General features: G+C 61.1%; 22 protein-coding genes. 15 read left to right on the forward strand and 7 right to left on the reverse strand.

The window, feature by feature from the left end; all coding sequences use genetic code 11:
- Positions 1–58 precede the first annotated feature (58 nt).
- Genes ACSQ3L_RS29645 through ACSQ3L_RS29665 form a run of 5 tightly spaced genes read left to right on the forward strand, consistent with a single transcriptional unit; the run spans position 59 to position 5,616 of the window.
- Positions 59–1,636, forward strand: coding sequence for an ABC transporter ATP-binding protein (locus ACSQ3L_RS29645; RefSeq protein WP_436163149.1), 1,578 nt, complete (start codon positions 59–61; stop codon positions 1,634–1,636).
- The gene (locus ACSQ3L_RS29650; protein ID WP_436163150.1) at positions 1,633–2,673 is read left to right on the forward strand and encodes an ABC transporter permease; all 1,041 of its coding nucleotides are present in this window, start codon (positions 1,633–1,635) and stop codon (positions 2,671–2,673) included. Before ACSQ3L_RS29645 ends, ACSQ3L_RS29650 begins: the two co-directional genes overlap by 4 nt.
- Positions 2,661–3,647, forward strand: a complete 987-nt coding sequence (locus ACSQ3L_RS29655) for an ABC transporter permease (RefSeq protein WP_436163151.1) — start codon at positions 2,661–2,663, stop codon at positions 3,645–3,647. Before ACSQ3L_RS29650 ends, ACSQ3L_RS29655 begins: the two co-directional genes overlap by 13 nt.
- 11 nt (positions 3,648–3,658) lie before the next feature.
- The gene (locus tag ACSQ3L_RS29660) at positions 3,659–4,672 is read left to right on the forward strand and encodes a nucleoside hydrolase (RefSeq protein ID WP_436163152.1); all 1,014 of its coding nucleotides are present in this window, start codon (positions 3,659–3,661) and stop codon (positions 4,670–4,672) included.
- Between the two features lie 8 nt (positions 4,673–4,680).
- Entirely contained in the window at positions 4,681–5,616 is a 936-nt protein-coding gene (locus tag ACSQ3L_RS29665; RefSeq protein ID WP_436163153.1) for a nucleoside hydrolase, read from the forward strand.
- Between the two features lie 13 nt (positions 5,617–5,629).
- Here the strand turns inward: ACSQ3L_RS29665 and ACSQ3L_RS29670 are convergent, their stop codons facing one another.
- From ACSQ3L_RS29670 to ACSQ3L_RS29695, 6 genes are all read right to left on the reverse strand, one after another.
- Positions 5,630–6,772 carry a hypothetical protein gene (locus tag ACSQ3L_RS29670; protein ID WP_436163154.1) on the reverse strand — a complete coding sequence of 381 codons (1,143 nt, stop codon included), beginning with the start codon at positions 6,770–6,772 and terminating at the stop codon, positions 5,630–5,632.
- A 246-nt stretch (positions 6,773–7,018) separates the two neighbouring features.
- Positions 7,019–7,558 carry a prepilin peptidase gene (locus ACSQ3L_RS29675; protein ID WP_436163155.1) on the reverse strand — a complete coding sequence of 180 codons (540 nt, stop codon included), beginning with the start codon at positions 7,556–7,558 and terminating at the stop codon, positions 7,019–7,021.
- A 1-nt stretch (position 7,559) separates the two neighbouring features.
- Positions 7,560–8,099, reverse strand: a complete 540-nt coding sequence (locus ACSQ3L_RS29680) for a tetratricopeptide repeat protein (protein WP_436163156.1) — start codon at positions 8,097–8,099, stop codon at positions 7,560–7,562.
- Positions 8,100–8,153: 54 nt separating this feature from the next.
- Positions 8,154–9,104, reverse strand: coding sequence for a type II secretion system F family protein (locus ACSQ3L_RS29685; RefSeq protein WP_436163157.1), 951 nt, complete (start codon positions 9,102–9,104; stop codon positions 8,154–8,156).
- 18 nt (positions 9,105–9,122) lie between these two features.
- Positions 9,123–10,094: a type II secretion system F family protein gene (locus tag ACSQ3L_RS29690; RefSeq protein WP_436163158.1), complete on the reverse strand. Its 972-nt coding sequence runs from the start codon at positions 10,092–10,094 to the stop codon at positions 9,123–9,125.
- The gene (locus tag ACSQ3L_RS29695; RefSeq protein WP_436163159.1) at positions 10,094–11,482 is read right to left on the reverse strand and encodes a CpaF family protein; all 1,389 of its coding nucleotides are present in this window, start codon (positions 11,480–11,482) and stop codon (positions 10,094–10,096) included. Before ACSQ3L_RS29695 ends, ACSQ3L_RS29690 begins: the two co-directional genes overlap by 1 nt.
- Before the next feature lie 533 nt (positions 11,483–12,015).
- On the opposite strand from ACSQ3L_RS29695, the gene ACSQ3L_RS29700 reads away from it, so the two are divergent.
- From ACSQ3L_RS29700 to ACSQ3L_RS29745, 10 genes are all read left to right on the forward strand, one after another.
- Positions 12,016–12,243, forward strand: a complete 228-nt coding sequence (locus ACSQ3L_RS29700) for a Flp family type IVb pilin (protein WP_436163160.1) — start codon at positions 12,016–12,018, stop codon at positions 12,241–12,243.
- A 91-nt stretch (positions 12,244–12,334) separates the two neighbouring features.
- Complete coding sequence (cpaB, locus tag ACSQ3L_RS29705) at positions 12,335–13,375, forward strand: Flp pilus assembly protein CpaB (protein ID WP_436163161.1); 1,041 nt, start codon at positions 12,335–12,337, stop codon at positions 13,373–13,375.
- 54 nt (positions 13,376–13,429) lie between these two features.
- Positions 13,430–14,875 (forward strand): type II and III secretion system protein family protein, encoded by a 1,446-nt coding sequence (locus ACSQ3L_RS29710; protein ID WP_436163162.1) that lies wholly within the window; start codon positions 13,430–13,432, stop codon positions 14,873–14,875.
- A 4-nt stretch (positions 14,876–14,879) separates the two neighbouring features.
- Entirely contained in the window at positions 14,880–15,152 is a 273-nt protein-coding gene (locus ACSQ3L_RS29715) for a hypothetical protein (RefSeq protein WP_436163163.1), read from the forward strand.
- Between the two features lie 71 nt (positions 15,153–15,223).
- Complete coding sequence (locus tag ACSQ3L_RS29720; protein WP_436163164.1) at positions 15,224–16,750, forward strand: TadE/TadG family type IV pilus assembly protein; 1,527 nt, start codon at positions 15,224–15,226, stop codon at positions 16,748–16,750.
- A 7-nt stretch (positions 16,751–16,757) separates the two neighbouring features.
- Positions 16,758–17,252 (forward strand): TadE/TadG family type IV pilus assembly protein, encoded by a 495-nt coding sequence (locus tag ACSQ3L_RS29725; RefSeq protein WP_436163165.1) that lies wholly within the window; start codon positions 16,758–16,760, stop codon positions 17,250–17,252.
- Positions 17,246–17,881, forward strand: a complete 636-nt coding sequence (locus tag ACSQ3L_RS29730) for a TadE/TadG family type IV pilus assembly protein (protein WP_436163166.1) — start codon at positions 17,246–17,248, stop codon at positions 17,879–17,881. Before ACSQ3L_RS29725 ends, ACSQ3L_RS29730 begins: the two co-directional genes overlap by 7 nt.
- The gene (locus tag ACSQ3L_RS29735) at positions 17,878–19,041 is read left to right on the forward strand and encodes an AAA family ATPase (protein WP_436163167.1); all 1,164 of its coding nucleotides are present in this window, start codon (positions 17,878–17,880) and stop codon (positions 19,039–19,041) included. The genes ACSQ3L_RS29730 and ACSQ3L_RS29735 overlap by 4 nt, the downstream gene beginning before the upstream one ends.
- The gene (locus ACSQ3L_RS29740) at positions 19,025–19,609 is read left to right on the forward strand and encodes a L,D-transpeptidase (RefSeq protein WP_436163168.1); all 585 of its coding nucleotides are present in this window, start codon (positions 19,025–19,027) and stop codon (positions 19,607–19,609) included. The genes ACSQ3L_RS29735 and ACSQ3L_RS29740 overlap by 17 nt, the downstream gene beginning before the upstream one ends.
- Positions 19,606–20,202: a hypothetical protein gene (locus ACSQ3L_RS29745; protein ID WP_436163169.1), complete on the forward strand. Its 597-nt coding sequence runs from the start codon at positions 19,606–19,608 to the stop codon at positions 20,200–20,202. Before ACSQ3L_RS29740 ends, ACSQ3L_RS29745 begins: the two co-directional genes overlap by 4 nt.
- Positions 20,203–20,237: 35 nt before the next feature.
- Here ACSQ3L_RS29745 and ACSQ3L_RS29750 read toward each other — a convergent pair whose 3' ends face one another.
- Positions 20,238–20,771, reverse strand: a complete 534-nt coding sequence (locus tag ACSQ3L_RS29750) for a hypothetical protein (protein ID WP_436163170.1) — start codon at positions 20,769–20,771, stop codon at positions 20,238–20,240.
- Between the last annotated feature and the right edge of the window lie 113 nt (positions 20,772–20,884).

The following is a 20,884-nucleotide window of genomic DNA, read 5'->3' on the forward strand; positions in this document are numbered from 1 at the left end:
CGCTACGCTGGTCCGTCGCGGCTTGCCGCGGCGGACCAGCGTCCAATCTATGAGAGCCATGTTGTCGAACACGCCGGGGTCGCCGACCCTCCACAGCACTGCCGCAATGGCCGTCGAGTTGACTGGCATCACCAAGCGTTTTGGCGCATTCGTCGCCAATGCCGGCATCGACCTTGCGGTTCGCCGCGGCGAGATCCACGCCATCATCGGCGAGAATGGTGCCGGCAAGACGACACTGATGAACATCCTGTTCGGCCTCTTGCAGCCAGACGAAGGCTCGATCCGGCTGAACGGTGAAGAGATCGTGATCGCCGACCCGTCGGTGGCGATAAAGGCCGGCCTTGGCATGGTTCACCAGCATTTCAAGCTGGTTCCCTCGCTCTCGGTCGCCGACAACGTCTTTCTCGGCATGGAAATCCGCCGCCACGGGCTGATCGATCACGCTGCACAGGTTGCGCGCACGCGCGAACTGTCGAAGCGCTTCGGCTTGCAGGTCGATCCGACCGAGCGTGTCGGGCTGCTCTCTGTCGGCATAGAGCAACGTATCGAAATCCTGAAGGTTCTGGTGCGCGGCGCGCGCACCATCATCCTCGACGAACCGACCGCGGTGCTGACGCCGCAGGAGAGCCGCGAACTGTTCCAGACGCTGCGCAGCTTCGTCGCGGAGGGCATGACGGTGATCTTCATCTCGCACCACCTGGAAGAGGTGATGGGCGTGTCCGACACGGTGACGGTGCTGCGCAACGGCAGAAAGGTGGCGACCCGCCGGACGGCCGAGCTCAGCAAGGACGAGCTTGTGCATATGATGGTCGGCCGCGAGGTCAGCTTCGACCGCCGGCCGCGCGCCTCGCTGCACGGTGACGTGGTGCTCGAAGTGAAGGATTTGTGGGCGCGCGACGATCGCCTGCTGCCGGCGCTTCGCGACGCCAGTTTCACGGTCCGCTCCGGTGAGGTGGTGGGGATCGCGGGTGTCGCCGGCAACGGGCAGACGGAGCTGGCAGAGGTGCTTTCGGGCCTGCGGCCGGCAAGCCATGGCGTGGCGTGGCTGAAGGGCCAGAACCTCACCGCCCTCTCCCCCGCAGCCATCCGCGAGGCGGGCCTTGCCCATGTTCCAGGCGACCGCATGGTGCGCGGGGTCGATCGCAACGCTTCGATATCGGCCAACATCCTGATGGGCCGCCAGCATCGCGCACCGTGGAGCCGCGGCGGCGTGCTCAACTGGAACGCCATCGGCAAAAATACCGAAACGCTGATCAAGGGCTTCGATATTCGCACGCGCGGACCCGGCGATGCGGTCAAGCGGCTTTCGGGCGGAAACATTCAGAAGGTCGTTTTGGCCCGAGAATTCACCAACGGCGCCGACTTCCTGCTGATCGATCAGCCGACGCGCGGCGTCGACATCGGTGCCCAGGAGGCCATTCATGACGAGATCATGCGCCAGCGCGCCGCCGGCCGCGCGATCCTGCTGATTTCCGTGCAGCTCGACGAACTGGCCGCCCTTGCCGACCGCATCCTGGTGATGTTCAACGGGCGGATCATGGGCGAGGTCGCCGGCGATGACGCCGACGAGGAGCGCATCGGCATGATGATGGCAGGCGTGGCCGCGCCAGACTTCGCCATGGAGACCGCACGATGAAAGACCATTTGCGTGCGGTTTCCGGCCAGGCCATCGCCATCGGCGTGGCGCTGCTGATGGGCGCGATCATCATCCTCATGGTTGGCGAAAGTCCGGTGCGTGTGTTCATGACACTGTTGCGCGGCGCCTTCGGCGACCAGGAAAAGATCGCCGGGACCTTGCTGCAGACGACGCCGATCCTGATCTGCGGTGTCGCTGCCTGCATCGGCCTGCGCGGCGGCATGTTCAACGTCGGCATCGAGGGCCAGCTTTTCCTCGGCGGCTTCGCCGCCGCCTGGGTCGGCTTTGCCATGCCCCTGCCCGCGGGCATTCACACGCTGGCCGCGCTGGCGCTCGCGGTCGTGGCAGGCGCGGCCTGGGTCGCCATCCCCGCCTATTTCCGCGCGCGCTACAACACCAACGAGGTCGTCTCGACGATCCTGTCGAATTACGTGGCGGTGCTGCTCACGTCCTATTTCACCATCTTCCTGTTCAAGCGGCCGGGTGGCTGGTCGGAGACGCCACCGATCCTGCCCACATCCTATCTGCCGGAAATCTTCACCTTCTCGCGGTTGAACTGGGGCCTGGTCATGGGTCTGGTGCTGGCAGTCGGCGCAGCCCTCGTCTTCCGCTACACCAAATGGGGATACGGCGTCACGATGGTCGGTTCGGCACCAAAATTCGCCGAATATGGCGGCGTCAATGTGAAACGGCAGGGTTTCCTGGTCTTACTCCTGTCGGGGGCGGTCGGCGGGCTGGCCGGTGGCGTCGAGACGCTCGGCGTCCATCACCGGTTCATGGAAGGGTTTGCTCCCGGTTTCGGCTTCGACGGGCTGATCGCCGCCCTGCTCGCCAATGGCTCGCCGGTCGCCACCATCTTCACCGCCCTGTTCTTCGGCGCCTTGCGCAACGGATCGCTGCTGCTCGAAGTCGACACCAGCGCGTCGCGCGAGATCATCACCGTGATCCAGGCGCTGATCATCCTCAGCGTGTCGGCCCAGGTGCTTGTGAGAAAGCGCGGCGACAGCCAGGCGGGGGAGCGGCGATGGAAATTCTAGACAAGCTCATCAACGTCGCACTGATCGCAGCAACGCTTCGCACCACCGCGCCCATCCTTCTGGTCGCGCTTGGCGGATCGTTCACCACCAAGGCCGGCATCTTCAACATCGGCCTCGAAGGGCAGATGCTGGTAGGCGCCTTCTTCGCCGTCCTTGGTTCGATCTGGACGGGTTCCGCGTTCGCGGGCGTCGCCTGCGGCGTCGCGGCGGCGCTTGTCTTCGCCTTGGTTTTTGCCGTCCTGGTGGTGAGTTTCAAAGCCAATGAAGTGGTCGTCGGGCTGGCGCTCAACATCCTGGCCGGCGGCATGACGATCTCGCTGATGAAAGCGATCTTCGGCACGCGCGGCTCGATCGTCGGTCACGGTATCGTCGGCCTGCCGAAAGTCCAGCTGCCCGGTGCCCGCGACCTTCTCGGTTCATGGGCGCCGCTGATCTCCGGCTTCACGCCACTCGTCTATGTCGCCTTGATCGCGGTGCCGCTGCTGGTTCTGTGCTACAACAGGACGCGGCTCGGCCTCTATATCCGCGTCGTCGGCGAAAAGCCGGAAGCCGCCGAGGCGCTCGGCATCTCGATCACCCGCGTCCGCTACACCGCGTCCCTGCTGTGCGGATTGCTGGCGGGCCTCGCCGGCGCGCATCTGTCGCTCGGCTACATCACCATGTTCACCGAGAACATGTCATCGGGCCGTGGTTTCATGGCCGTCGCGATCCTGATCTTTTCCAACGGCGATCCGCTGAAGGTTCTGGCTGGCTGCCTGTTGTTCGGCTTCGCCGATGCCTTTTCGTTGCGCCTGCAGACGTTCGGCTATCCATCCTACCTGGTTCTCACCGTCCCCTATGTCGTCGCGCTGATCGCATTGTTCGCGCTGTCCTACCGGGCGCGCCCGAGGGTCATCGCTGAGACGCTGGAGTCGATGCGGAAACTGCTGTCGGTAGACAGGAGCGCCGAGCCCGGCGGCAAAAATCCCCAGTGAAGGAAGTCTCTATGGAACGCATAATCCTCGACGTGGATTCGGCCGGCGACGATATTCTCGCCGTGCTGTTTGCAGCGGTCAATCCGAAGCTGCGGCTCGAGGGCGTGACCACCGTGACCGGTGCGGCCGGCCCGATCGAGCAAGTCACCAACGTCGTCCTCAACACGCTGACGCTCGCCGGGCGTGACGATATCCCCGTTCACGCCGGCGCATGGCGGCCGATCGTCGGCAACGCCAAGGCCGACATGGAGGCGCCGGTGCATTTCGAAAAACGGCTTGTTGCCCGGTTCGGCGACCGGCTGAAGAAATTCAACCCGCCGGCGCCGACGCCGGCGCGGCAAGCCACACCGGGACATGCGGTCGATTTCATCATCGAGACGGTCATGGCCAATCCCGGCGAAATCACGCTGGTGACGACCGGCCCGTTGACCAATGCGGCGATGGCCCTGTTGCAGGAGCCAGGATTGACCGGTGCACTGAAGCGACTGATCGTGCTCGGCGGCAATTTCCAGACGCCGGGCAACATCACGCCTTTGTCGGAATACAACATCTGGGCCGACCCGGAGGCCTCGCGCATCGTGCTGAACGCCGATGTCGAGAAGATTCTCGTGCCGCTCGACATCTGCGAGGACAACCGCGTCGCCGATTCGATGCTGACGCGCGACGACATCGCCGACATGCAGGCAGTGGCCAAGGACAATGCCGTGGTCGACATGATCGCCGACAGCTTCCCGATCTACATCGACATCTGGCGGGAATTCTTCGATCTCGTCGGTTTCCCGATGGACGACGTGATCACCGTGGCGCTGGCTTTCGATCCCGGCCTGGCGACGATGACCGAGCCGCTGTTCGCCGACGTCGTGCTCGACGGCCGGCTGGCGCGCGGCCAGACCGTCGCCTATCGCGGCCGGCAATTGCTGCCCGGCGGCGGACCCAAAACCACCCGTATCTGCACCGGCCTCGACGGCCGGCGTTTCCTCGACAGCTTCAAGAAAACCATAGCGCGCTACGAGCGGGCGGCGTGAAAGACGACATGATGATCAAGCCAACTCCCATCCTGTTCGATTGCGACCCGGGCCACGACGACGCCATTGCGCTGGTCATGGCGCATCGCTCGCCTGCCATCGAATTGCTTGGCGTCACCACGACCTGCGGCAATGCGGAGGTCGAGAAGACGACCGCCAATGCGTTGCGCATCCTGGAATATATCGGCGCCGGCGACGTGCCTGTCGCGCAGGGCTGTCACCGCCCGCTGGCGCGCCCGCTGGTGCTCGGCACCGCCGATGGTCCAAGCGGCCTCGAGGGCTCGCCCTACCTGCCGCGGGCGACGATCAAGCCGGTCGACCGGCATGCGGTCGATTTCCTGGCCGACAAGCTGCGTGCCGCGCCCGAACCGATCCTGGTCGTCGCCACCGGCCCGCTCAGCAATATCGGCCTGATGATCCTCAAGCATCGCGACGTGCTGCCCAAGATCAAGGAATTGATCTGGATGGGGGGCGTGTTCTACCGCAAGAGCGAGATCATCACGCCGACCGAGTTCAACGCCTTCTGCGACCCCGAAGCGCTGAAGATCGTGCTGGACAGCGGCGTGCCGATCCTGATGGTCGGGCTCGACGTCACCATGCAGGTGCTGGTCGAGGCGCCGCAATATGCCGAACTGGCCACCATCGACACGCCGCTCGGCCGGCTCGTCAACGACTGGCTGCTGTTCTACGAGAAGCTGCACCGCAACTCGATGGGCGTCGGCGGTGCCATGCACGATCCCTTGGCGCTGGCGCTGGCCATCGACCCGACGCTGGTGCGCACGCGCCCCGCTCATATCGGCGTCGATCTGTCCGGCACCTACGCCTTCGGCGCGACCATCGCCGATTACTGGGGCGAACGCGGCGAAAAGGACAATGCGCGCATCGCGTATGAGGTCGATGCGGACCGCTTCTTCAAGCTGATGTTCGATCTGCTGCGGGACTGAACGGAGCGCCGCACTAGCGGAACAGATATTTCGACACTTCCGGGTTGCCGCGACGCCACATCACATTGTCCAGGAAGTAGTGGTGCACGTTGATGAATATCCACGCTATGAAGAGGAAAAGCGACGAGCCGAGCACCTGTTTGTCGTAGGGAACCAAGGCACTCAGCGCCATCGGCACGAGCCAGAAACCAAGAGCGCCGAGAATCGTGCCGGCGATGATGAAAGTCAGCACTCGCAGCCTGTACAACGGCCCCAGAATGGACAGGATTTTGAATTCCGGATCCTTGACGGCATCCGCGCGGTCGCGTTCGACATTGGTCTGATAACGCCAGACCACCGCCAAATACTGCAACGAATGGAGCGCCGGTACCACGAGCAGCCAAAGTGGGTTCAACGTCACGAACAGAATCCAGGCATAGAGGGTCACGATGTAAGCGACGACGCCGTTATACGGCAGCGCACCACCGTTCTTGCGCCAGCGATTGACGAACATCACCACGGTGGCCGCCGAGGAAGCAGCGGCGACCGAGACGGCGATGTTGATGAGCCATGGCGGAACCGCGAATGTGTAGTAATCCAGGCCCCAGAACTGCCGTTCGGTGATCACCAAATTTGTCTGAAGCCATGCGAACAGCCACACGGCATAACCGTTGAACAGCAACACTTTCTTGTCCTGTTCCTTGAAGAATTTGCGCTTCAGCACGGCGTCCACCATCAGCATGCCGTAGCCTTGCTTGACGTAGTGCCAGCCGACGAAAAAGCCCATCGCATTGGTTGCATATCCCAGCAGGCGGGCGTTGCCGGTTACCGAGCCATAGGCGAAGAAGGCGACCATGATCAGCGGGACGGCAATGCCCGCGAAAATGTAGCGTATCTGAAGGTTCCTGTCGTATCCGTCACCGCGCATCTTGCGCGCGAAATTGCGATAGAAAATCTGGTAGGAGTGAGCAAAGTGCGGCTGGTTGATGAGATGCGACAGCAAGAACGCCGTCAGCGCCACGAGACCTTCGTATTTGAGAGGCACGAAATACAGGACCGGCAGGATCACGAACGCGCTCCCGCCCAGCATGAAAAAATCGATGAATGGACCAAACAGATATTTCTGCGGAGATGCCGCGACTGAAACCGGGGCATCCGCCGAAAGGTGAAGTGCCATGCTGCCTTCTCCCTGTGATCGTTTATTTAGCCATCGACCTGCTTTCTCGACAAGGTTTTCGTCACCGCCTGGCGGCAGGCAGTTCGGCGGTGTTAGCAGCCTTTTTGTGCCGGTAGTTCTCCAAGATAGGAATTTTTTCTTGACACCGTGCCGTCAGCTATGGCATATATTTGCCTATGGTGCTGATTTGCGCCAGTGACCCGCCGCACAGGATCGCAGCGCGTTCGACCGCGCGAGATGTCAAGGTCAGTTCAGCTGGTTGAGGATCCCAGAACTGCTCGCCAGCACCAAACTCTTGTAGATCAGGAACGCTAGCGTACAGATCGCGGCGATCGAGATCGGCACGCCGAAGGGCACCACGCCCTTGCGGTCCAGATGCTGGACGATGAGCCGAAAAGCTCCCGCGGGCAGCATGAACGGGTTTTTCACGATCGCCGCGGTGGCGAGGGCGAAAACCAGGAGCAGCACCGAAAACACCGCGAGATCGCCACCGCCGATCAGGAAGGGCACGACTGCTATCAGCTTGACGTCGCCGGCGCCGACCTTGCGAAGCACCCAGAAGGGGAAGAGCGCGGCGAACAACAGAAGCCCGGCGAGAGCGCTCAGCCCCATGTCCCACCACGAGCCGGTTTGAAGCGAGAGCAGCAGCAAGCCCCCAGCTCCCAGGCAGAGCAGCAGCAGCACGTCGCGATTGGAAATCTTCTGGGTGGTGAAGTCGAGCCAGCCAATCCATGCTAGCAGAGGGATGGCGAGCACTTTCAGCAGCAGCGCTTCGCCCAGCAACATGCTAACGCTCGATGTTCTGCACGCTCGACGACAGCAGCTTCAGATTGTTGGCTACTGTCGGATCGTTGGGTGCCAGTTCATAAGCCTTGAGAAAATTCGAGCGGGCGTCCTGCAGCTTGCCGCGCAGCAGATAGGAGTAGCCGACATTGTTGTAATATTCAGGCGTCGCGCCGACCAGCTTGGAGGCCCTGGCATAGGCCCGGTCGGACAGGTCGAAGCGGTGGATCCGGTCGGTGCAGGCGGCCAGCCCCATCCAGGCGCCACCGTCATTGGGCGCCAGTTGTGTTGCCTTGAAGAACAGCGCGCCGGCATTGCCGTAATTTTCGGCACGGAACTGGTTCTTGGCTTCGGCAACTGCCTGGTCGGAGGCATAGTATTCGACATCGCTGACCGTCTTCAGCCCGTCAAAAGCATCGCCAAAAGACGTTACGTCGCCTTTCGACGGCTCATTGGTGCGAACGACACCATCGGTTGCGTCCGTCTGGCAGCCGGCAAGCACCGCCATCAACAGACAGGCCGCGGCCGCGATAACCCTCTTCATAAATGTGTCCCCTGGGGGTCCCCGACTCACATTAGGATAAAATCATATACCTAACTAGAAGAAAATGCCCTTCATGCGAATGATGACCGGCAACATGATAACCATCATAACCACCGGGAAGATACACAACCCCAACGGAATCATCATCTTCACCGGCAGAGAGTTGGCGCGTTCCTCGGCACTCAGAATTCTTTGGCCACGCATCTCGGCGCTATAAACACGCAAGGCATCGGTGAGACTGGTGCCGAGTTCTTCCGACTGCCGAAACAGCACCGCCAGTGCCCTCGCCTCGTCAAGCCCGATGCGATCGGCGAGTTCACGTAGCGCTTCCCTCAGTGGCTTGCCGGCGCGTAGTTGCAAATTCATGATCGACAGCTGTATTCCCAGCCATTTGTGGGTGGCGGCCATCTCCTGGCTGACGCGTTCGACTGCCCCCTCCAGGCTCATGCCAGCATCAGCGCAGGTGATCATCATATCCATAAAATCGGGGAATGCCCGGCGATAAATCTTCTTTTGGCCATTCTCGAATCGATCGAGCAAAATGCCGGGAATCACGATGCAGGCGAGGCCGAACAGGGAAGAGCCGGCAAAGGTGATGAAACCTGGCAGGTGCGGCGGCAGAACTCGCGACAAAACTGCATAGATGGCCAAAAACCCGACGCAGACTGCGACCAAGCGCGACAGCGTATAGATCAGCGGTGCGCTTGATTGATAAAAGCCGGCGCGAAACAGCTTCGCTTCCAGCGCGTTTGGTTCATCGCGCTCCTTCTCGATCGACTTGAAGTATGCGTCGACCGGCCGTTCCGCCGCAATCTTGGCAAGCTGGTCTTGTCCGAGCATGGATCGGCGGTCGGTAACTTCTCCGCCCATCAAGCTCTGCGCGACAAGCTTTCGAGTTTGCAGAGCCGGCAAGAAGACAAGCGCACCGAAAAGGAAAAGGGACACCGCCGCCACAAAGACGGCGATAGACACCAAGTAACCCAGGTCCTGAATGTTCGAAAACAAGTTTGTTCGTCGCTCCAGTCAGAAATCAAAAGTGACCATCCGGTACATGATGAAGTCGCCAAGCAGCGCCCACAGCCCAAAAATCAAGAACACCGGAAAAATGAGCGGGTTGCCCCAGATAGTGCCGTAGTAGGCCGGGGCAATGAGCTGAAGGATCGCGAACATAACCACCGGAAACAGTGAGATGATCCAAGCGGAGACGCGACCTTCTGCCGAAAGCGCCCTGATTTTCATTCGCAATTTCTGCCGGTCACGCAGGACCGAGGAAAGATTGGCCAGAATTTCGGTAAGATTGCCGCCCGTCTTCGCCTGGATCGACAGCGACACCGACAGCAGTTGAAGACCCTCGAAGCCGACACGCTGCGAAAGCTTTCGCACGGCTTGCTCTATGCTGAGACCAAAGGTGATCTCGTCTGCGACGATGCCGAACTCGGTGCCGAGCGGATCGGGCATTTCGCGCGCAACCAGACCGATCGCGATCGAAGCGGGGTGTCCGGCGCGCAACGAACGAACAATCATGTCGAGCGCATCCGGCAGCTGTTTGGCAAACTTCTGGATGCGTTTGTTGCGGGCACGCCGGAGGACGAGAAGCGGCAAGACGAGCCCCACGACCAGAAAGACAATGAGCGATGCGAAGGTGGAGAAATTGAAAAAGATCGCCAGCAGCAACGCTATCGCCAACCCCGCAAGCAGGAACGTCGCGGCGAACGTCAGGGCATTTCCGGTGATGCCGGATTGGGTATAGAGCCTGTTCAACCCGACCAGCCCAAAAAGAAAGTCGCCAGAGTCCGTGAGGCCGCGCTCTCGCAGCAACCCCTGTAAAGTTTGCTCGGCCGGAACCTCGCCGGCAAGCCGCTTCAGCCGGCGATTGACTGCCATGGACCGGGAGCGGCGGCCGGCAAAAGAAAGATACAGGGCTTCGCCGGCGAGAATAAGCGAGGCCGCCGCCAGCATATAGATGAAGTACAGCAGAGCTTGACCGGTCGGCATCAGAGGGCGACCTGCGGGTTGAAGGCGTCCTTGGCAAAATGGTGCCCCAGGGTCGCGGCCTCCGGAGCGAAGCGCGGACGCACACCGGTCGCGCGAAAGTCTCCGATGACTTTGCCCTCGGCTGAGACCTCTCGGCGGACGAAATGATAGATTTCCTGAAGCTGCACGACATTGCCCTCCATGCCCGTCAGCTCCGATATGGAGGTGACACGCCGGCCTCCGTCCGAAAGACGCTGTGTCTGGACGATGATGTCGATGGCGGACGCGATCTGCGCCCGGATCGAGTCGTGCGTCATCGGCATGCCGGCCATGCCGACCATCTGTTCGAGCCGCGAGATCGCATCGCGCGGCGTGTTGGCGTGGATGGTGGTCATCGAGCCTTCATGGCCCGTGTTCATCGCTTGCAGCATGTCGAAGGCTTCCTCGCCGCGCACCTCGCCGACGATGATGCGGTCCGGCCGCATGCGCAAGGCGTTTTTCAGCAATTCGCGCTGGCGCACCTCGCCTTTTCCTTCGACGTTGGGCGGACGCGTTTCCAGCCGCCCGACATGCGGCTGCTGCAATTGCAGCTCGGCCGCATCCTCAATGGTGATCAGACGCTCCTTGGAGGGGATGTAACTCGACAATGCATTGAGCAAGGTGGTCTTGCCGCTGCCGGTGCCGCCCGAGACCAGGATCGATTTGCGCGCCTGCACGGCGATCCGCAGCAGTTCGATCATCGGCGGCCGGATCGAATTGAATGCCATCAAACGTTCGAGCGAATAGGGATTCTTCGAGAATTTGCGGATCGACACCAGCGGACCGTCGACCGAGACAGGCCGCACCGCGATGTTGACGCGAGAGCCGTCCTCCAGCCGCGCATCGACCATTGGCGAGGATTCGTCGACACGCCTGCCGATAGCCGAAACAATCTTGTTGATGACGCGCAGCAGATGCGCCTCATCCCGAAACCGGATTGGCGTTTCCTCGACGATGCCACGCCGCTCTATGAAAACGCGCTTGTGGGTGTTGATCAGGATATCCGTAATGGAATCGTCCTTGAGCAGCGGCTCTATCGGCCCGAGACCCAGCATCTCGTCGGCCGTGTCGCTGGTCAGTTGATCGAGCTCGCGGGCGTTCAGCGGCACCGCACGAGCGCGAACGAACTCGCGCACGATCGGACGAATCTCATTCAGGATCTCATCCTTGGAGGCATTTTCAAGAGCGGTCAGATTGAAACGATCGATCAAGTGGCGATGAAGCTCGACCTTGAGCGTCAGGAAATCATCGCCATAGGATTCGATTTCGGCTGCCGGAGATAGTGCTGGGACAACAGTCAGCGCTGCGGTCGGCTCGGCTTCTACCTGGGCCTTCGGCTCGCCTGCTCCCTTGATGAATCGCCCCAGCATAATCGCTTATACTCCCCTCAGACACGCATTAGCGGAAACTAAACGTTAACCAACGAGCGCACAAGCGCCTGGATGCCCCGCGTACAGCCATTACTTTCGACATAGTTAAGATCAAAGGCCGTCAACCCCTTGTTTATTTGATGCGGACGGCATGCGCGGTTCTCCAAGTTTTATCCGCGGCTCTCGGGCTCATCCGACCGCGCCGCGAAAATGAGCAAAACTACCGCTTAAGCCCTTAGATATAAAGGAATATGCATTATAGCTAATGCTTACCTAATTTCGCCACATGAGCGGCCAAATTGTGAACGAATGGTTAAGGGCGATTGAAAAATGAAAAGAATCAATCCCTTGGTAAGATTGAGCTTTGCAATCTTCTTGCCGAATCACGTATATGAAAGTTAAGGAACCCTTAATGTCGTTTGACTCTGCATTTTCTCGGGACCTAGGATCGAGATGACGGGGGATGCTTGGGTATGGATTTCATCCCGTGCTCTGTCTCGTCGGGTTGCAACCTCCAAAGGGAGAAAATTGACATGAAGAAGCTCATGACGATGACCCGGCAGTTCCGCGACGATGAGAACGGCGCTGCCATGGTCGAATATTCCATCCTTATCGGCATCATCGCAACGGCGTCTATTCTGGTCGTCATCGCCATCGGCGGCTGGGTGACGGGCCGGTTCACTGACCTCTGCGCTGACCTGCAGGCCGCTAGCGTTATCACCACAAAAGGTGGCTGCGACGCCGGCGGCGTGGGCTCCTAACTAGCAAGCGGAGATCAGGCCCGGATCGGATCCGGGCCTGATCTCACTCAGGTCACTCGGCCGTTCTGCTGCCTTTTCGGGGTTTGGGCTTATGCGCGCCAATACACTCATCATGATCGTTCTTGCCGGCGTGTTCGGCGTCCTGGCCGTGGTTCTTGTCAATATTTGGCTGGCCGGCCAACGAAGCGCCATGGCGCAAACTGGGATCGGCCAGGGCAGTACAGTCGTGGTTGCTTCAATACCGCTGAAGTTCGGCGACGCGCTGAGCGCAGAGAAATTGCGCGAAGTCGCATGGCCTGCGGGCGCGGTTCCAGCGGGGGCATTCAAGTCAACAAAAGACCTGTTAGCTGGCGACGGTGCCAAGCAGGCATTGCAAGCGATCGGCGTCAATGAGCCGATTCTTGCTACCAAGATTACCGGCCCCGGCCAGCGCGCCACGCTTTCGGCGGTGCTCGGCGAAGGCATGAAGGCCGTGTCCATCCGCGTCAACGACGTGCTCGGTGTGGCCGGCTTCGTTTTCCCGGGCGATCGGGTCGATATTCTACTCACCCGCACGGCGCGCGGCGACGATGGCGCGGACAAGAGTTTTGTCGACGTGCTGCTGCAGAGCATGAAGGTGCTCGCCATCGACCAGGTGGCCGACGAAAGCAAAGACAGCCCGACGGTGGTGAAGTCCGTGACGCTCGAAGCCAGCACCAGGGACGCTCAAAAGCTGACGCTTGCGGCCGGTGCGGGCCAGTTGTCGCTGGCGCTTCGCCAGGCCGCGGCCAGCAAGGGCGAGACGACCGAAAGGGTGACGCTTTCCGACCTGACCGGCGAAACGCCGGCCGATGTCGCCGCCAGGCAGGCGGAGCTCGACAAGAAGGCGGCAGCGGAAGCGGAGGCTGCAGCCGAGCGCAAGCGCGCCGAAGACAAGATTGCCGGGCTGACCCAGGCCGTGGAGCGGGTGGGAAGCCGCCTCGACGAACTGGGCAAGGTAAAGCCCGCTCCGGTCGTGACGACGGCACCCGCACCGCAGCCGGTCGTCAAGGAAGTGGTCAAATACGTGCAGCCTGAACCTCCGGCACGGGCGACGATCGGCGTTTTTCGGGGCGTGAAGCTCGAGACATATGACGTGCCGCGACAACCATGATAGAGTGCGGCTAATAAAACGGGGCTGCCATCGGCAGCGAGTGGGGAGACGGGGATGCAGGGGTCTTGGTTAAGGATGGCGGCGGCCGCGTTGTCGTGTCTGGCCACGCTGTTTCTGTCAAACCTGGCGGCCGGTGCGGCCGACCGCTTCATCGATGTGTCGACCCCTGCCGTGCATCGTATTTTCCTGCCGATGTCGCAATCGGTGACGATCCAAGTGAGTGCCAATCTGGGTGACATCGTCGTTGGCGACGAGAAGATCGCCGATGCCCAGCCGATGACCGACCGGACGCTCTATGTCATCGGCAAGGGCGCCGGCACCACCACCGTCAATTTGTTTTCGACCGACAAGCGTTCGCTCGGCGCCCTCCAGATCGAGGTTGGCGTCGACGTCAGCGACATGGCGCAGGCGATCCGCCAGGTGGCGCCAAAGTCGCGCATCGAAGTGGGCTCGGTCAACGGCAGGGTCAGGCTTGGCGGTCATGTGAAAGACGGCGCCACACTGGCGGCGATCATGGCGGTTGCGCAGCAATATGGACCCGATGCTATCATCAACTCCGTCATCGTCGACGACAGCCAGCAGGTCAATCTGGAAGTGCGCGTGCTCGAGGCCAAGCGCAATGCGGGCCGCGATCTCGGCGTGTCGATCAGGAGCCGCAACAGCCGCGGCACTACCCGCCTCGGAACTGGCGATGCCGCCGTCGATGAAGACAGAGTGGTGGCCGGACCCGGCAATATTATCACCGGTCTGCTTTCGGACAGTAATCCCTTCGCAGCGCTGATCACCCGCGTCATCGACAGCAACATCAAGGTCGACCTGGTCATCGAGGCGCTCGAAGCCAAGGGCGCGGTGCGCATGCTCGCGAACCCCAACCTCACCACGCTTTCCGGCGAGCAAGCCAGCTTCAATGCCGGCGGCGAAGTGCCTATCCGCACTCTCGACAAAGATGGCGAGATAAGCATCACCTACAAGCAATTCGGCGTAAATCTGCTGTTCACGCCAGTCGTACTCGACGATGGCAAGATCCATATGAACCTGGCGCCGGAAGTCAGCGACCTGACCGGCTTCACCACTGCGGGCGACCCGATCTTCACCAACCGCAAACTAGCGACCGTGGTCGAATTGCGCGACGGCCAGAGCTTCGCGGTCGGCGGGCTTCTGTCGAGCAAAACCACCAAGCTCCAGGACCAGGTGCCTTGGCTCGGCCAGGTGCCGGTTATCGGGACGCTGTTCCGCAGTTCGAGCAACCAGAAGGAAGAGACCGAGCTGGTGGTCATCGTCACACCACACATCGTGCGGCCGGTGAAACCCGGCGAGCAACTGGCGACGCCATTCGACAAGACGCGGCCGGCCAACGATCCGGAGTTCTTCGTGCTCGGCCAGCTCGAGGTGAACAAGGACATGATCCGAAAATATGAAACGGGCGACGGCGTAACCGGCCCTTATGGCCACATGCTCGACTTCAAATCGAAGGACAAGATGCTCTATGTCAAGAAATAGCGCCTTGATCCTCCTTCTGTGCGCCGGTGCGCTGTCGGGCTGCGCGGCGGACTATCTGAACCATTACGACTCGGTGACCCTGGCCGCCGGCGACACGCAGAAATTCAATTCGCTGCTGCAGACGGTCGATCCGCTCAATCCGGCTTCCAGGAACACACATATCGAAGGCGACGGCGCGCGCGCCGCCGCTGTTGCCCAAGCCTACAAATATCCACCGCCACCACCACCGCCGCCAGCCATCACGGTCAATGTCGGCGGGTCGGGTGTGACGCAGTGAACTGAACGGAAGGATGCGGAGGGTGCCGGGCATGCGAGGGGCTCTGGCGCAGGAAAGCAGAGAGTAAGGTCATGTTGGGGACCATTCGTGCCTTCTGGAACGATCAACGCGGCGTAGCGATGATCCTCGTGGCTATCATGCTGCCCGTGCTTATCGGCTTCGCGTTGCTGGCCATCGATATGAGCCGGGCCAACGGACTGCATAACGATCTGCAGAAGGGTGTCGATGCGCTAGCGCTCGCGACCGCCGCGGAACTGGATGGCAGAGCGGATTCGATCACACGAGCCAACTTGGCCAAGACGACACTTCTCACCAACAAGACCAAGTTTTCAACGGCAGGCGATCATACACTCGCCCTAGCCGACGTGACCGTTACATACTTGACCGGGATACCGGCCGACGACAGCATCAAGTTGAGTGCCGCCGGCGTCGACGCCAATGGTGTGAACTGGGCAAGCACCGATCCCAAAGCCGTGTCGTTCTCCTTGGTGACCGTGAATCCGTCCGGCTTGGCGGATGGTGCCGGGGCCTTCGAAGCGATTTTTCCGGCAAGCGTTGTCAGCGGCAACAACACCTTCGATATTCAACCACAGGCTGTGGCCGGATTTGTCCAGTCGATCTGCGAAACGGTGCCGATCTTCATGTGCAATCCGTTCGAGACGACCGATCCACTGACCAGCAAGACCATCCAGCAGGCGTTCGCGTCGGGCGATACCTACAGTCGCGAGCTCCGTATCCTTAAGGTCGACAGCAATCCTGGTCCCGGCAACTTCGGCCTGCTCGACAACAGCCTCACTTCGCTGCGCGATGCCATAGCAATGGGAACAGCCGGCACTTGCTACAACCGGAATGCAATCACCACAAAAACCGGTGTGACCTTGGGCCAAGTAAGCGCAGGCCTTAACGTCCGCTTTGATCTCTACAGCGGGTCTCTCAATAAATATGACAACGACTGGGCGTATCGACCGGCAAGCAATGTTCGCAAGGGACAGCAAAGCAATACGTGCAACAAATACGATCCTGCAACCGACGGACCCCCGGCATCGGCACTGCCGCTCCCGCCCGGCGTATGGGACGCTGGCAACAACGCATATTCGCAGAAGATCACCAACGCCACGACATTCTACGGCAATTATTGGAGTAGCAATCACAAAGCCAGCGTCCCTAACATCCCCAGTTCTACCAACCCGGTATCGAAGACGGCACCGGCGTCTCGATACGATGTCTACAAATATGAAATCGCGACCGCTGGTCTTGTTGCAGACAAATCAAAGGGTCCATCAAACGAGAGAGGAACGCCTGCCTGCTTCAAAGGCGCGACCCCGACTGCGGATCCCGATCGGCGGCTGCTCAACATGGCGATCGTCGACTGCATCGCCAACCAGGCCAAGATCAACGGGCATACGCAGCTGAAGCCGGACGGATATGCCAGTGTTTTCTTGGTCGCGCCAATTGCGAAATCCAACCCGAGTGACGACCCAGACGGCACCGGCGCCGAAAAGCCTATCAGTTTGGAGATCGTCGACGTTGATGGCGGGTTCGCCAACAACACCCTGGTCGACAAAGCATTTCGCAACGAAGCCCAGTTGTATCGGTAGCGTTGACATGACCAGGCTCCGCAGAATCATTGGACGGTTCCAACGCGACGAAAGTGGCGCCGCTTTGGTGGAAGCCGCGATCACCATACCACTCGTCTTGCTGTTATCGGCCGGTGTGTTCGAGTTCTCCAACATCCTGAACACGCGCCTGCTTCTCGAAGCCGGCGTTGAGGACGCGGGTCGCTACATGGCACGATGCAGCAGCGATTGGGCGACTTGCAAGGGCCGAGCCCAAAACCTTGCTGCCAATGGGGCGGTCGCTAACGGCAGCGCCAGAGTGACCGGATGGCTGCCGGCGGCAGTTGACATCACCAAGGCGGTCTCGCTGGACGCGGTTGATGTGTCCACGGGCACGCAGCTTTATCTTAGCAGCACGACCAAAGTCGATGTCGTGGACGTCACTACCTCCTATTCCTATTCAGGCTTCGGATTCCTGTCATATCTTGGCTTTAGTCCACTGACCCTCACTGTGTCCCATCAGGAACGAGTCATTGGATGGTGACGGAGCGCATCAAGTTTTGGGCTAGCCAGTCCGGCGCGACAATGGTCGAAATGGCCATAGTGATGCCGCTGCTGTTGACACTCCTGCTTGGCTTCGTCGATTTCGGCTACGCCTTTTACCAATGGAATGCGGGGAACAAAGCGGTGCAAGCCGGCGCAAGGCTGGCGCAGATTTCTACACCTGTCGCTAGCGGGCTTCTAGCCGAGACGATAACGCAGAGCGATGTCACCAAAGTCGGTACTGCGGTGCCGGCCGGCACGTATGACTATACCTGCACGGCGAGCACTGCAGGTGTCGCATGCTGCAGCAGCTTAGCAGTCAGCACGTGCGATCCGTCGATCGCGAGCCAGGACTCGTTCGATGCGATCTATGATGGCACTACCAACCGTGCCGGGATGCACGACTTCCTGCCGATGCTGGAAAAATCCCAGGTGCGGATCGAATATGCCGCCTCCGGCCTCGGCTACTGGACGCGTCCCAGCGGGCCGGTGCCGACCATCACCGTCAGCATCACCAATCATCCTTTCCAGTTCTTCTTCCTGGGCGGACTGCTCGGATTCGGAAACATCACCATGCCCTCCATGCTGAGCACGGTTACGGGCGAAGATTTGAAGAGTAGCTGGCCATGAATGCCATCAACACCAAGGTTACGCCGACCAAGCGCAAGCAGGTGGCGCTGTTCTCGTCGGATCCGAATTTCAAGCGCGAGGTGGCGACGCGGCTCGATGCGCTGGCGATCTATGATGTCAAGGTTTCCGAGACGAGCGACTTCCTCAGGGGACCGCCGGCCGACACACGCCCGGGCATCGTCATCCTCGATCTCGGCAATGGCGAGTTGCTCGGCAGGCCCGGCATCGTCGAGGCGCGCGCGTTGTGGGCCAGCGTGCCGCTGATAGCGGTTTCCGACGAGTTGACCTCGGAACGGACGCGCGTGCTGGTGCGCATGAACGCCTCGGACTGGCTGCACAAGCCGCTCGACGGCAAGGAGCTGCTCAACGCGGTGACCTTCCACGATACCGGCAACCAGGGAACCAAAAGCCGGATCATCACCTTCATCGGCGCCAGCGGTGGCGCGGGTGCGACGACGCTGGCGCTGTCGGCGGCCGAATTCCTGGCTTCGAAATCGACCGAGCGCGCGGCGTCCACCTGTCTCGTCGACCTGGATTTCCAGAGCGCCAATTGCGGCGCCTATCTCAATCTGTTCAACCAGTTCGATCTTGCCGGCATCATCGGCCAGCCGGAACGGCTCGATGTCGAGCTGATGGACGTCATCAAGCTGTCGCGCCCGTCCGGCCTCACCCTCTACGCCTTCGAGCGGCCGCAACTGCCGTTCGAGCCGCATGGCGGCGATTTCGTCTTCCGGCTGCTCGACCTCGTCGCCTACCGCTTCGACGACATCGTCATCGACCTGCCCAATCTCGAAACGCCCTGGCACAATTCCGTGCTGTCGACGAGCGACGAGATCTTCATCGTCTTCGAACTCAACGTCGCTTCGCTGCGGCAAGGCAAGCGGCTCTACAAGAAGATCCGCGAGCTGCGCGGCAATGCGGTCAACATCACGCTGGTCGCCAACAAGCACAAGCGCAAATGGTTCGGGAACCATTTTTCGCGCAGCGAGCTCGAAAAGATCTTCAAGGCGCCGCACATCAAGTCGGTCGCGCTGGACAACGCGCTTCTGACCGATGCGCTGAACAGGGCCATCCCGCCTTCCGAGGTGGATGGGCGGGCGCGCTTCAACAAGGATCTGAAGCGGATGTTCAAAGAGCGGCTCGATGATGCTGCCCGATAGATATAGGATCGGCGCGAGGCTGGCCGGCGCCTGCGTGCTCGGCGTTGCGATGGCGCTGTCCGTGCAGGACTTCGCCGAGGCGCGATCGGTCGATCGGCCGCCGCTGCCGGCGATGGGACCGAGCCTGCGCAAGACCGTCGCCTTCGCGACCACCGAGCAGCCGGGAACGATCATCATCCGCAAGGACGAGAAGGCGCTTTACCTGGTGACCCGCCAGGGCCAGGCGCTGCGCTACCAGATCAGCGTCGGGCGCGACGGGTTCGGCTGGACGGGCGTCGTCCAGGTGGGGGCGAAGACCGAATGGCCGGAATGGCGCCCGCCGCAGGAAATGCGGGCGCGCCAGCCGGAGCTGCCGAAAATGGTGCCCGCCGGTCCCTACAATCCGCTCGGCGCACGGGCGCTCTATCTGTCTCGGGACGGGCGCGACACGCTCTACCGGATACACGGCACGAACGATCCTTCGGGAGTCGGCTTCGACGGGACATCGGGCTGTTTTCGGCTTACCAACACGGATGTGATCGATCTTTTCAAGCGCGTCGCGGTCGGCGCAAAGGTGGTGGTCCAATGACGACGATCAGCGAACCGGACATGCCGGCGATCGACATCGGAAACCAGGAACAGCGCGAACCGGTTGCGGTCGAGAAACCCAGCAAGGCAAAGACGATCGGCGTCATCGTCGCCGGTGGCGCGCTGCTGATCACCGCGATCAACATAGCGGCCGCGGTCTATCTCTATCGGGGTATCAGCGACCTGCGCTTCGTCGAGGCGCGGCTGGAGCAGCTCGGCGCGTTCGAGCAGCGGATCGCGGCCCGGCTCGACACGGTCAACAACGGCTTCCAGAGCCGGTTCGAGAAACTGGACAGCCAGTTGCAAGGCAGCTTCAACGAGATCGATGCCAGCATCGCCCGGTTGCGGCAGACTATGCCGGCCGCCGGCGGCGAGGCCATGTCGAGTGCCGCGGAACCGTCCGAGATCGCCACCAGCACGCTGGCGCAGGCGCCTGAAGCCCTCGACGGCGAGAGCACGAGCGAACCCGGCGTCATCGAGGCGCCGCCCGCGCCCCGCAAGAGGATCGCATCGGCGTCGCCCCCTGCCCCAAGCTCCAACTACCAGCGCATCGAGCAGCCCGACGGCAAGGTCTATTACCGCAGGATGAACTAGACGCTATAGAGCCTGGATTTGGGCAGAGCCGCGGTCTAGAGATCGCGCTGCAGGGCCAGGATGCGGATGGTTCGGACGGACCGCTCCCGCGCTTCGGCCAGGAAAGCGATGTGGCAGTACGCACAGGCCACTGCGCCCAAAATCAGCACCAGGCTGTTCTTCAAGGTGAAATCAACCGTCAGCGCGAATGGAAAACCACTGGGCGAGGTGAAGGCAGCGATCGTGCTCGCCGTTTCCGAATGGCTGCCGACCGCGATCATCAGCCCGGCGAAAATCAGGGCGACGTGGTTGGCGAGGAAGAAGAAAGCCGACCTTTTGGCATGGCACGCCACCCAGCAGACGATCGATGCGGCGGCCAGGATGGCGGCGTCGACAGCCATCGAGCCACCCAGCCAGGCATCCACCTGCTGCCAAAGCATCGCCGACAGAGGGCGCAGCTCAAGCCATATCCACCATGCGGTGGGGCTGGCTGGATAGGTTCCCAGCAGGAAGGTCGCCAGGCGCTCCCCTGCCAGGACCGCAAGAATGAGAAACGGAAAGGCGAAAAGCAGAAGCGGCTTGCGTTTCATGTTCCCTCGGCAATCTGCAAGCCAGGATAGATTGCATAGATTGCGCGAAGCTTAACGGCTCTTGGGGCTATCCTGATGGTCGATTCCATCGATCCGGTAAGAATCCCCTTGCG

It is taken from the genome of Mesorhizobium sp. LjRoot246, assembly GCF_964254115.1.
Classification (GTDB): domain Bacteria; phylum Pseudomonadota; class Alphaproteobacteria; order Rhizobiales; family Rhizobiaceae; genus Mesorhizobium.